Here is an 11,517-nt window from a genome sequence, read left to right as displayed (position 1 = left end):
GGTCACGCCCGCCTTGCTATGCCGGTGTCCGGCGCGGCGGCAGGCGTGCCCTTGACGCCGAGCAGGAGGTTGCGGGTGGTCACGACGCCCACCACGGAGCCCTCCTCCGCCACCGCGATTGCACCGTCTTCGGATCGCACAGTCAGGCCGATCAGCTCGTCGATGTCGGCCTCCGGCCGGGTCGTGATGAGGCCGGCAATGTCGCGGCCCGGGGATCCCTTGAGGAACTCCGTGACCGGAACCATTACCGAATGTGCCTTGACCAGATGCAGCCGCGAGATGCCCGCGACGAAGTCGGCCACATAGGCATCGGCCGGATTCAACACAATCTCCTCGGCGGTGCCAACCTGGATGATGGCGCCGTCCTTCATGATCGCGATGCGGTCGCCGATGCGGATCGCCTCTTCCAGGTCGTGGGTTATGAAGACGGCCGACTTGCCAAGCTCCTTGGTCAGCTGGCGAAACTCGTCCTGCAGCTGACGCCGGATGAGGGGGTCAAGCGCGCTGAACGGCTCGTCCATCAGGATGATCTCGGGATCGGCCGCGATGGCGCGGGCGAGACCCACGCGCTGCTGCATGCCGCCAGAAAGTTCGGACGGGTAGCGCTGCATCCAATCGCCGAGGCCGACCTGGCGCAGCGCCGCCTCGGCGGCCTTCGCCCGCTCCGGCTTCGGCAGGCCCTGGACCTCGAGCCCGAAGGCGGCGTTTTCCAGCACCGTGCGGTGCGGCAGCAGCGCGACGCTCTGGAACACCATGCCGATGTGGCGCGCGCGCATCTGGCGCAGCTCGGCGGCATTCAGCCCGGCGAGGTCGCGGTCCTTCACCAGCACCCGACCCGAGCTCGGCACGATCAGCCGGTTCAGCATCCGGATCAGCGTCGACTTGCCGCTGCCCGAGAGGCCCATGATGCAGAAGATCTCGCCGCGGCGCACCTGCAGGCTCGCGTCCGCAACGCCGACGACGCAGTCGAACTCCTGCAGCACCTGCGTCTTGGTCAGCCCGCGCTGGGTGACGGCCGACATGGCCGCGCCCGACCGGTCACCGAAGATCTTCCAGAGGGCCTGGCAGTCGATCAGGATCTCAGCCGTGTCTTTCTGCTTCATGACGCACATCCTCCCCGTTTGTGCCTCGACAGTTCGAATGGCCGCCCCGGTCAGGCCGGGACGGCCCTGGATCCGGTCCGCCGGATCATTCCTTCTTGATATTTTCCCAGCGCTTCAGCAGGTCGGCGTGGCTCGCCGTCCAATCCGCAACTGCCTGGTCCATGGTCTTGCCATCGGCGACCTCGGAGTTGATCGAGGTGATGTCAGCCAGCGGGACAAAAACGCTCGCAATCGCCTCACGGGCGTGCGGATGGCTCGCCGCGAAGCCCTTCCGGGCGATCCAGTAGTAGCTCTGCGCCGGCGGGAAGACACCCTTGGGATCGGCGAGGAACTTCATGTCGAACTTCTGCATCATCCAGGACGGCTGCCAGATGGTGACGACGATCCAATCCTTTCGCTCCTCGGCCGCCTTCAGAGCGGCCGTCATGGCCGCGGTGCTGCCCTCGACGAGGTTCAGCTTCAGACCATAGGTCTTCACCGCGGTCGCGGCGTCGCGCATCAGGCCCGAGCCGGGCTCGATGCCGATGATCTTGCCGCCGAACTTTTCGGAATTGGCATTCAGATCGTCGATTGAGTTGATCGGTACATAGCTCGGCACCGCAAAGGCCTGATAGAGCCCGTGCGAGACGGGCGAGAGCTTCTCCAGCTTGCTCTTGTTCCTGTTCCAGTAATCCTGGGCCACATAGTCGGTTTGCGAGGCGAGCATCTGGATGTCGCCCTTGGCAAGCGCCGCATAGGCGATGCCCCATTCGGAGAACTGGGTCACCTTCACGGTGTAGCCCTCGTCCTCCAGGACCTTCTTGGTGATGCCGGTGATCGGCGTCAGGTCCTCCCAGGATAGCGTGCCCATCTTGATCGTCATGTTCTCGGCGGCTGCGGGCAGGGCAAGGCCAGCCACGACCGCAACGGCCGCGAGGGTCTGCATCAGTTTGCGCATGGAACGTCCTCCGATTGCGTTGGGTGCGATGCCACCGTGTGCGCAAGCAGGCGAATGGCACCGCAGCGCCATTCGCCGATTGACCGGCGATCTGGTGATTGGGGTGGTGTGGCCACCGTGCCCATCTGATGGGGCCAACACGTCAACCGGCGATCGTGCCCGGCGTCGCTGTCGTCCCCTTCCTTCACGCAGGTATCGGTCAGACGGGCGGCGTGCTGCAAACGAGAATTTTGGCGGGGTTCGCATTAGTAAGCCTAATGCGTCATCGAAAAGCAAAGCGTTGAATTCAAATGAAATTCTGGCGGAGCCGGATTGTGCGGCCCGTCGGTCAGGCCTTGAGCGAGGCGAGCAGGTGATCCACGAAGCGCGCGACCGCCGGGCGCTGCAGCGAGGCGGTCTGGCAGCGCAGGAAATTGCCGCGTCCCGCGGTCACCGGCGCCGGATGCGCAACCACGAGGCGCCCCTCGTCGAGGAACCGCCGGACCATGTGCTGCCAGCCCAGCATGACGCCTTCGCCGGCGAGCGCCGCCTCTATCAGGAGCGCCACCTTGTTGGTCGAGAAGCTCGACGGTCCGCGCTCCCACCGGGCGCCTTGGGCGTGGAACCATTGCTCCCAGCCAAGCGGCTGCCAGCCGATCGCATCGGCGCTCCAGTGATTGCCGATGAAGACGGCAACGCGGCCGGGCCCATTGGTCATTTGCGCCATCAAGTAGCCGGCCGTGCGCCCGAGCTTCCAGTTGTCGGTGCCAACATATGCGGCTCGTTCCGGGGCCGACTGGTCCGTGATGTAGGAAACGACCGGCTTTCCCTGTTCGCGCAGATCCCTGATCGTATGATTGATGACTGGATGGTCCGCCGCGGTCACGGCGACGGCATCGCACTCTTTGCCGAGCGCCATCAGCCTGGCCGCGATGTTGTCGGGGGTCAGTAGGTCGACTTGTCGGCCCCGCCACTCGCCAAAGCTCCGATCTTGAAACCTCGGCCCCAGGGTGGGCCATCACGATATGGAGAAAAATATGCACAAACCCGTGCAAAACCTGGAAGTCACCAACACAGTATTCATCGACGACGAGTTCGGAGAGGCGACCGTAGTTATCGACACTCCTGAGGGGCAGCGCCACCTCGACATTGAATTCACGATGCCTCCCGCGCCTTTTCCGCCTTTCATCGATTCGGTTCAATCGAAGGACGGCCTCAAGGGGGGCGAGATGCTTATTGTGAGCCACTTGGCACAGATCAACGAAGTGTTGATGGCCCAATTTGCAGCTTGCCGCGACACGGTCTAATCTTCCGGGACCACCTTGGCCGAACTTCCGAGGTCATGAAGCGAAGCGCAGTGCGCCGATTGATAGCGGCCGTCGCCGACTTCAGGCCCGATCCAGTTGGTGAAGCCATGTCCGCAAACTGTCGGGCTCGGTCAGAATGACCGGCCCGACATTCGGATAAATTCTCGCGACCTCAGATTCTTGTCGACTTGGTCAGAAAGGCGAAGAGCAAGAAGGGCGGTTAGCCGTCATTCGTCCTGGCTGCGAATTTTCAGTCGCGCCCCACAGAAGCAGACATTGCTGCTCGTTTACGGAGCGGGAGGGGCATTGTCGGACCCCGGAGAGTGGACCAGAAAATGCGCGGGTCACGCGGGCCATCCGATCCCGGGAACAATACAGCGTCGGATACGCCCCAGTGTCGGGCGAACGCTGTTGGTGTAAGCCCGCCTGGCATGCGATACTTTCAGGATGAGGTATCTCACGCGCACGGCCGCGCGCCGCATCTATGATCGTATCGGAGCGCTTCAGGACACCCAGGCCTTCTACGAGGAGCCGGCGCTGGATGTATTGATCCGGGAAGGCCATTTCGACACAGCCACCTCGGTTTTTGAATTCGGTTGCGGGACCGGGCGCCTGGCTGCCCGCCTGCTTGAAGCAGTCCTGCCTGCCGAAGCCTCCTATGTCGCTTGTGACATCAGCCCAAAGATGGTTGCATTGGCGCGGCAGAGGACCTCCCGATTTGGTCCACGCGTTCGCATTTTCCAGAATGACGGTGATCCTCAAGCTGTCTTTGACGGCCAACGGTTCGACCGCATCGTTACGAGTTACGTGCTCGATCTCCTTCGGCCCGATGAGACCGATGCATTCCTTGAAGAGGCGCGGGACGCGTTGATGCCAGATGGGATGCTTTGCGTTACCAGCATAACCCCTGGGCGAACGTTTCCAGCCTCGGCCATAAGTCACGCATGGACCGCCCTCAACCGGTTGTCTCCTGTGCTGACTGGCGGGTGCCGACCCATAGAGTTGCCCGAGACGCTCGCGTCGGACATCTGGGTCGTGACGCATTCGAGTACCGTTGTCAGCTACGGTATTGCATCCTCTGTCGTCGTAGCGGCTCCGCGTACGTCAGCTGCGCCAAACGGTCCCTAAAGTGCGTGGCCCCAACGTGACTACCATCTCTCTGATCTTGCGAGGGTGTCAGCATGTCTGACGACAACATCAAGCTCATCAGCAGCATTACATGCCCGAACTGTGGCCACTCAGAAGACGAGACCATGTCGACTGATAGCTGCCAGTGGTTCTATGAATGCAGGTCGTGCGGCAAGGTTCTGAGGCCGTTGCCCGGTGATTGTTGTGTCTTTTGCTCATATGGAACGGTCCCGTGCCCTCCGGTCCAAAGGGGGCGCAACTGCTGCGACTGATCTGGCGCTTCGGTAAAATCCGCTGAAGCGGCTGCCTGCCAGAGTGTCAAGCGTCACAAACATTGGAAGTAGGCGTTTGCCGCACCCGCCGAAAAGGCTGAGGTCCGGTGCGTGGCACAGAAATGCCGTGAAACGGAATTCCGGTTCGACAATTCGGACTTTTAATATTTCGGATCGTTCCTGGAAATAATGGAGAAACCGAATTGAAGGGACGCAGCCGGAGTTCCCGGCTGCGTCCTGAAGACCAATCCAAGCCGTTTCGGGTTACATCACTACGACATAGCCAGCCATATAGCCGACCGCGTCCTGGCCGGTGGCGCTGGCCTTCATCGCCCAGCCCGCACCTTCCATTCCGTGACGCCGGATCAGAGCCGCTGCAGGGTCCCGAAGTGGAAATTCTGGACCGTCCCGGCCGGTGTGACATGCTCGTGCCGGATCGAGCGGCGCAGCGCGAAGTCCATTCCGAAGACATCCATCAAGGCCTTGGCGTCATATCGGACCACAGGAAGTCCGCTGCACCGCTCGGGGCCGTCCGGAGCAAAGGTGCCGACGATTGCGTACCCGCCCGGGCGGATCGCATTGAGCATCACGTCGCGATAGGAGGCGCGGTCTTCCGGAGCGGTTAGGAAGTGAAACACGGCACGGTCGTGCCAGAGTGCGTAGCGGTGCGTCGGCTCCCATTGGAGCACGTCGGCGACAACCCATTCGACCGGCGCTTCGCGTCCGATGCGGGACCTGGACTGGGCAAGGGCTGTGGCGGAGAGATCGAGGACGGTGAGGTTGCTGTAGCCTGCGGCAACGAGACCATCGGCCAGACGCGATGCGCCACCGCCGATGTCGACGATCCAGGCGTCCTTCGGGATCGAAGTTGCCTCGATCAGATCGAGCGAGACGCGCGGTATCGCCTCGTGCCAGCTCAGCGATGCCGCGGGCTTCTCGCGGTAGATGCGTTCCCAATGATCGGATCGGTCGATCATGCAACAGCCTCCCGGGCTTTGGTTGGCCCGAGCATAACACATGCTGAATTTGGGGTATGTGCTCTTCTCGGTTGTGCAAGCCGATCAATCATCCCCTATCCATCTCTCCGCCGTGCCAGGTCACGACAGTGCGCCTCCGGGCGGAGAGCGGACCTCCGGCGCCGCGGCGTGGCAGCTACCGGATCCGGCAGGAGCGGCCATTCGCGCCATCAGCAACACGCCGAGGCTCGAGCTGGAAGGCTGGGCTGGTTCCACCACTTCGCCGCGCCAAGATCGAACGTCGGGACGCGCCCCCATTCCGATCGCTCGTGTGAGGGGTAGAGCATCCCGTAGCCGGATGACCGATTTCCAGGAGACAGCTGAGCGATGATCGGCTGAGTCCAGTTCACTTACCAATTTCGGATTGGAGTGCGCCCAAGGGGCGCACTCCAGGAAGGGGCAAACTCCGATGCCTGTTCACAGACGGCTTCGTCAATCCGGTCTTGATCAATCTCCATGCCCCGAGCCTATCACGGATCATCGCTACAACTGCGGCCCAGATCGGCCGGTTACGGAGGGGCATATAGGCAAGACGTTCTGCCGCACTCTGCAGCGCAGCATTGTCAGGTCTCTATCAGCAAAGTCGCGGAATAACCCGGCAAGACCTGAGCTGGAGCCTTGCCGTGCAAGAACAAGCACAAACCTACGATTCCGTCCAAATCTTCCTGCATTGGGCGATGGCACTGCTGATCGCGTCGCAATTTGCCTTCTACTGGATCGTGCTGCCGGGCTGGCATTACCTCATCACAACCCACAGCTATCTATTCACTCCCGGTGTCATCATACACCTTACGGTCGGCACGGCAGTTCTCGTGCTCGTCCTTTGGCGACTGCAACTGAAGCGCAGCCACGCGGCCCCGCCACCGCCCAAGGACTTCGATCCGCGGATGGAAGCGGTTGCCCACGTCGTCCAATGGGCCACCTACCTAACCATGGTGCTGATCCCGCTCACCGGAATACTCGCCTATTTCTTCGATCTCCGCGCGGTCTCGATCGTCCACAACGTCTTGGCGGTGACGTTGCTCCTGCTCGTCGGAATGCACGCCTCAGGGGCGTTGTACCACCAGTTCGTTCGCCACGATGGGCTCCTGTTACGGATGAAACCCGGCGAAGAGAGCTGAGCCTACGAAGCGATGCGCCCGAACGGCAGTCGCTCCCCCTCGGCCGCGGCCTGCATCGTGTGGGCGCCGTTCACTGCGCTCTGAATCGCCAGAGGCAGAATCTCGATCAAGCTTTTGCCGGTGCGGAACGCGCCTGCACCGGAAATGCTCCACCTCCTACATCCAGCGCAAGCTCGGCATCGGCTACTACAAAGCCGTGCGGCTGGTGGAGCAGATGGAGGACGAAGGCTTGGTTTCTGCCTCCAACCACGTCGGCAAGCGCGAGTTTCTGGTGCCGGAGCAGTAGTTGGGGACGGGTTCGGGGGTACTTGCGGAGAGACGGCTCGCAGGCCCGTCTGCCACATCGGTTTGTAACTCAGTGCCGCCGTAGAACAGCGCAACAAGTGGCGACGCATATCACGAAAATGTGTGGTCGGAATCTCCGGAATCTGCATTCGTCGAGGAAGGCCGGATAATTGACATGATCTGCATCAAAGTCGGGGGAGGCCTCTGCATAGAGGCTAAAGGGGAACCTCAATAACTGCGTCGGCAAACCAGGAGGCCTGTTCAATGCGTTCTGCAACCAAATTCATCAGCGACCTTACGATACCGCTCATTGCGGCTGGCGCCGTGGCACTCTCCGCGTCGTCAGCACTTGCAGTGGGGAACGCTGCTACGGGTAAAAGGCTGTTCTTGGCCCATTGTGCCGTGTGTCATAAGCGCGATGCCTCAGGCGGTGTGTCCCTCGGCGACACCAAATCCGCAGACCTTCAGTCGCCCGGACTCGAAAATCAGTACCATCACGACGACAAGCTGATGGAGCGCGCGATCATGGACGGCATCGATGAAGAAGGTGGTCCGCTCGACACGATCATGCCGCGCTGGGGCAAGGTCGCGAACAAGCTTTCGCTCGCGCAGGTCGACGACATCATAGCCTATCTGAAGACTGTGAAGACAAAGGACTGAGGTGACGACGCTTTTCCGATCGAGACCGGTGCACTGGAAGTCGGCGGTACTGAGTCGAGTAAGCGTTCTTCCATGGGAACCTGCCGTGCTTGGGCGACGGGGTATTTGTAGATTGCGAGCTTCGCGCGTGACAAAACCGTACTTCACTCGGCCTATCATTTAGGTTGGGCCTTCGGCGGTTTCCGCCTTCGGTTTTGGCCACGCGTTCGCAAGCAATGCCCTTATGGTCGGTCAAGGGAGGTGAAGCGCTATGGAATTGCGTCAGGAACTGAGAACCGGGTTTGCGCACATTGACGCCCAGCACAAAGCGCTGCTGGAAGCAGTCGATTGCTTTCGCGATACGCTCAAGAATGGCGAGTCGTCCCGGCCTTACGAAGCCTTTCTTGGCTTCCTTACCATCTACGGGATGGTACATTTTCAGATCGAAGAGAGTTGCATGCAGGCTCACCGCTGCGCCGCGGCGAACCAAAACTGTCTGGAACACAAGGCATTCCGAAAAATGATCGAGGCGGAATGCGCGCGCTTCTATCGGCAAGGCTTCGATCCCGAGCTTGCCAGAGCGCTTCTCGGCCGCATCGACCGTTGGCTTTCCAGGCATATGGGCCAAGTTGACGTGCAATTAAGAAAGGAGCACCCGATTTGACCGATATGTCCTTGCAGGGCCGTCTACGCTCCGCGCAGGTTTCATTGGTGGCGGTATTGATGTGCCTGTCCTCGCCGGTGGCGGCGGCCGCCAGCCATGGCACCACGCTGTACCAGTACAAGAACTGGGACGTTCAAATCGTAACCTGGGACGATGGCACCTCGGCCTGCGTCGCTGAGGTCTACTACGACAATGGGGACAGTTTTTCGGTCTGGAAGTACAAGGACGCCACGACAAAACTCCAATTCTATTCGCCGAGCTGGAATTTTGGAGACAATGGCGGTACCGCCAACCTGCAGGTCCAGATCGACGGTCGTCAACCCTGGAACCTAAATGACGCCGACCTCTACAAGAACTCGGTCCTGTTCACCTTGCCGAACAAGGCAGGGAGCGGCGAGTTCCTGTCCGATGTCACCTATGGCAACACCCTCTTCCTGCGCGACGAGAGCGGGAAGGATGTGACATCCTACAGTCTTTCAGGCTCTCAGGCATCGCTCAGCGCTCTGGACGGGTGTTTACAGCGGCTTCATTGAGGTCAAGAGTGCAATGGCCCCGTGCCTCCGACGGGCAAGACGGCGACGGCGGACTACGTCTATGTGATGCAGTTTGCCGGAGACAAGATCGCCCACATGACCAAGATATGGCATTCATGGAATAGCCTGAAAGAGCTTGGTTGGGCAGCGTGATGAGCTTCCCTTGCCAGCTCGCTGAGGCGCATTGAAGGCGAATGGGCATCCTGCGCATGCCCGGTCAGGGGATCGCTGCATGCCACATGAATCGCTGGACACCTCGCCGCGGCGCAGCATTCGATCACTTAGTCCGATGGCTGTTAGGGGCCGTTTGGGACTTCGGCCGTGGTACGTGGGGTGTCGCGCAGAGGGGTCTGCACCCCAATCGGTCAGGTTAGGGCGGCGTCACCCTGGATCTCCATCTTTTGTTAAGCGACTGCATGGCCAGTAGCCGGTTGAGACAGCCGTCTCAATCGTCTCCAATATGATGGCTCGGACCGCCTCGATGGCTCGCGTTATTGGCGTGTCCCTCCGTTCGCAGAGATAGAGCGTCCGGGTGATTTCCGGGTCTATGAGTGGACGGGCAATGAGGCCGCGGTGCTTGAGGTGGTCGGAATATAGCCGGCTTCCCATCATGCAGCCGTAACCTCCAGTGATGAAGCGGAACGCGACTTCGACATTCTCCGTGAACATGGTTGCGTGATCTTCAATCAGGCGCTGGTGCTCCGCATTGTCGGTCGGTGCACGGCCACGGGCGCTCATGCGCGGCAGGATGTATTTCATCTTGAGAAACTCTGACAACGGCAGATCCTGATCCGCCTCGCCGACGATCTCGGGCAGCCCGATGCATACGGATCGCTCCTCAAGAAGGGGCGTCAGGCGAAGACGACTGTCCCGGCTTGGGCTGTAGATGACAGCGAGATCGACCCCAGCATTCGAGAGAGTCTCGAAGGTCACGCCTGAAACGCTGGAGACGATATCGAGGCGGATGAGCGGATGGCGGGAAAGCACCCTCTCCACAAGGAGATCGGCAATGCCGATGACTGCCGAATAGGCGAGGCTCACGCAGACACTGCCTGTGATCTCAGACTTCGCGTCCTGCAGGCTCTGCTTCGCCAGGCGGATTGTACGGAGGATGTCGAGCGCATGGGGAAAGAGCTTCCGCCCGAGGTCGGTTGGCTCAACCCCGCGCGACCGGCGCTCGAACAGCGGGCCACCGACCTCATGCTCAAGATTGCGCAGGTGATGGGTCAGCACGGATGGCGCAGATCGCACCGAATCTGCTGCACCGACGATGCTCCCGGCCTTGTAAATCTCAATGAAGATCAGCAGTTGGCGGAAGTCCATTCGTGATCTCTAAATTATAGAGAGGAACAGTGCAAACATTATAATATTTCGGGCTTTATCGTTGCGCTAAGGAAGTTGCCGGGAGGACCGCCGCATCACATCCCAGCCTCACCCCGCGGGGATTTGGGTGCAGGGGCGGCGCGTGGCTGAGCCAAATGTCAACGGGAGGAGACCATGACAATGAACTTCAGGAGCTTTGTTGGTGCGGCAGCGATTGCGCTTATCGGCACGTCGGCCTGGGCGGCGGACTTCACGATGCGCCTCAGTCACCAGTTCCCGCCGACGCACCACACGGCAATCCTGCTCCAGCAGTTTGCCAAGGACGTGGCGGCCGATACAAATGGCAAGGTGAAGGTTCAGATTTTCGGGGCAGCCCAGCTCTACGCCCCGAAGCAGCAGATTGCGGCGGTTGCGTCGGGCGACGTTGAAGCGGCGGCCGTGGTTAACCTGCAGTGGGGCGGCACCCTTCCCGAGATGGGGGTTACCCTTATTCCGTATCTCGTGAGCTCGCCCGAGGCCCAACGAGCGTTCATCAAATCGGCCGCGGCCCAATTCCTCGACGACAAAATGCTGAAGCATGGCGTCAAGAATATTGGCTGGATCGTCGATACCAACGACCTGATCTTCACCTCGAACGGGCATCCGCTGAATACGCCGGCTGACTTCAAGGGCGTGAAAATCCGTGGCCTTTCCCCGCTTTTCGACAAGGGGTTGGTCGCGATGGGGGCGACACCCGTCGTTATGGCCGGGTCGGAGACGTACCAAGCGCTCCAGACCGGCGTAATTGATGCTGGCATCACCGGTGTTCAGGCGGCTTACTCCCGCAAGTTCTATGAGGTTCAGAAATACGGGCGCGCAGCGCCTATATTCGTGGCCTTCGACAACCTCGTGGTGAACCCCGCTTGGTGGAACAAACTGCCGAAGGACGTGCAGGACGGTATCACCAAGGCCGCTGACAAGGCCGTCAGCGCATCGATCACCCCGACGGATGGCATCGACCCGAAGGACATCGAGAACCTAAAGCGCGTCGGTATGGACGCGCGCGCTTGGACGGATGCTGAAAACGCGGCGATCAAGGCTGCCATGCAGCCCGCGGTCCGCAAGGCTTTCGTAGACCAGACCGGCGCGGAAGGGCAGAAGCTGCTCGATCTCGTTTCGAAGATGTAGGCGAGCAATGGAGGCCTCCTACGGGATCGTGAGGGTGCCATCG

General features: G+C 60.8%; 13 protein-coding genes and 1 pseudogene. 9 read left to right on the top strand and 5 right to left on the bottom strand.

The genetic code is table 11. The annotated features are described in order from the left end of the window. Window positions 1-2: 2 nt before the first annotated feature. The 3 genes from EIP85_RS12060 to EIP85_RS12050 form a co-directional block, all read right to left on the bottom strand. A complete protein-coding gene (locus tag EIP85_RS12060; RefSeq protein WP_206615523.1) occupies window positions 3-1,103 on the bottom strand; it encodes a quaternary amine ABC transporter ATP-binding protein in 1,101 nt (366 codons plus the stop codon). A gap of 85 nt (window positions 1,104-1,188) precedes the next feature. Beyond that, window positions 1,189-2,040: a glycine betaine ABC transporter substrate-binding protein gene (locus tag EIP85_RS12055; RefSeq protein WP_127902435.1), complete on the bottom strand. Its 852-nt coding sequence runs from the start codon at window positions 2,038-2,040 to the stop codon at window positions 1,189-1,191. A gap of 328 nt (window positions 2,041-2,368) precedes the next feature. Beyond that, window positions 2,369-2,938: a substrate-binding domain-containing protein gene (locus tag EIP85_RS12050; RefSeq protein WP_127902434.1), complete on the bottom strand. Its 570-nt coding sequence runs from the start codon at window positions 2,936-2,938 to the stop codon at window positions 2,369-2,371. A gap of 118 nt (window positions 2,939-3,056) precedes the next feature. On the opposite strand from EIP85_RS12050, the gene EIP85_RS12045 reads away from it, so the two are divergent. The 3 genes from EIP85_RS12045 (at window position 3,057) to EIP85_RS23255 (ending at window position 4,726) form a co-directional block, all read left to right on the top strand. Further along, complete coding sequence (locus tag EIP85_RS12045) at window positions 3,057-3,326, top strand: hypothetical protein (protein ID WP_127902433.1); 270 nt, start codon at window positions 3,057-3,059, stop codon at window positions 3,324-3,326. Window positions 3,327-3,773: 447 nt separating this feature from the next. Next, window positions 3,774-4,454 (top strand): class I SAM-dependent methyltransferase, encoded by a 681-nt coding sequence (locus tag EIP85_RS12040; RefSeq protein WP_127902432.1) that lies wholly within the window; start codon window positions 3,774-3,776, stop codon window positions 4,452-4,454. Window positions 4,455-4,507: 53 nt separating this feature from the next. After that, window positions 4,508-4,726 (top strand): GDCCVxC domain-containing (seleno)protein, encoded by a 219-nt coding sequence (locus EIP85_RS23255; RefSeq protein WP_127902431.1) that lies wholly within the window; start codon window positions 4,508-4,510, stop codon window positions 4,724-4,726. Between the two features lie 365 nt (window positions 4,727-5,091). On the opposite strand, the gene EIP85_RS12030 is transcribed toward EIP85_RS23255, so the two are convergent. Next, entirely contained in the window at window positions 5,092-5,703 is a 612-nt protein-coding gene (locus EIP85_RS12030) for a class I SAM-dependent methyltransferase (RefSeq protein ID WP_127902430.1), read from the bottom strand. Window positions 5,704-6,365: 662 nt separating this feature from the next. Here EIP85_RS12030 and EIP85_RS12025 point away from each other — a divergent pair. From EIP85_RS12025 to EIP85_RS12005, 5 genes and pseudogenes are all read left to right on the top strand, one after another. Further along, a complete protein-coding gene (locus EIP85_RS12025; RefSeq protein ID WP_127902429.1) occupies window positions 6,366-6,863 on the top strand; it encodes a cytochrome b in 498 nt (165 codons plus the stop codon). Between the two features lie 139 nt (window positions 6,864-7,002). Beyond that, window positions 7,003-7,149: pseudogene (locus tag EIP85_RS23405) on the top strand (DNA translocase FtsK); the annotation flags it as partial. A 263-nt stretch (window positions 7,150-7,412) separates the two neighbouring features. Then, window positions 7,413-7,808 carry a c-type cytochrome gene (locus EIP85_RS12015; RefSeq protein ID WP_206615522.1) on the top strand — a complete coding sequence of 132 codons (396 nt, stop codon included), beginning with the start codon at window positions 7,413-7,415 and terminating at the stop codon, window positions 7,806-7,808. A 250-nt stretch (window positions 7,809-8,058) separates the two neighbouring features. Further along, the gene (locus EIP85_RS12010; RefSeq protein ID WP_127902428.1) at window positions 8,059-8,451 is read left to right on the top strand and encodes a bacteriohemerythrin; all 393 of its coding nucleotides are present in this window, start codon (window positions 8,059-8,061) and stop codon (window positions 8,449-8,451) included. Continuing rightward, a complete protein-coding gene (locus EIP85_RS12005) occupies window positions 8,448-8,984 on the top strand; it encodes a hypothetical protein (protein ID WP_127902427.1) in 537 nt (178 codons plus the stop codon). Before EIP85_RS12010 ends, EIP85_RS12005 begins: the two co-directional genes overlap by 4 nt. 381 nt (window positions 8,985-9,365) lie before the next feature. Here the strand turns inward: EIP85_RS12005 and EIP85_RS12000 are convergent, their stop codons facing one another. Beyond that, a complete protein-coding gene (locus EIP85_RS12000) occupies window positions 9,366-10,307 on the bottom strand; it encodes a LysR family transcriptional regulator (protein WP_127902426.1) in 942 nt (313 codons plus the stop codon). A 174-nt stretch (window positions 10,308-10,481) separates the two neighbouring features. Here EIP85_RS12000 and EIP85_RS11995 point away from each other — a divergent pair, with 174 nt between their 5' ends. Then, window positions 10,482-11,474 (top strand): TRAP transporter substrate-binding protein, encoded by a 993-nt coding sequence (locus tag EIP85_RS11995; RefSeq protein WP_127902425.1) that lies wholly within the window; start codon window positions 10,482-10,484, stop codon window positions 11,472-11,474. Window positions 11,475-11,517 lie beyond the last annotated feature (43 nt).

Source organism: Solirhodobacter olei (assembly GCF_004010155.1).
Taxonomy (GTDB): domain Bacteria; phylum Pseudomonadota; class Alphaproteobacteria; order Rhodobacterales; family Rhodobacteraceae; genus Solirhodobacter; species Solirhodobacter olei.
The sequence above is the reverse complement of the archived record's forward strand: the minus strand, read 5'-3'. Positions and strand labels throughout refer to the sequence as shown.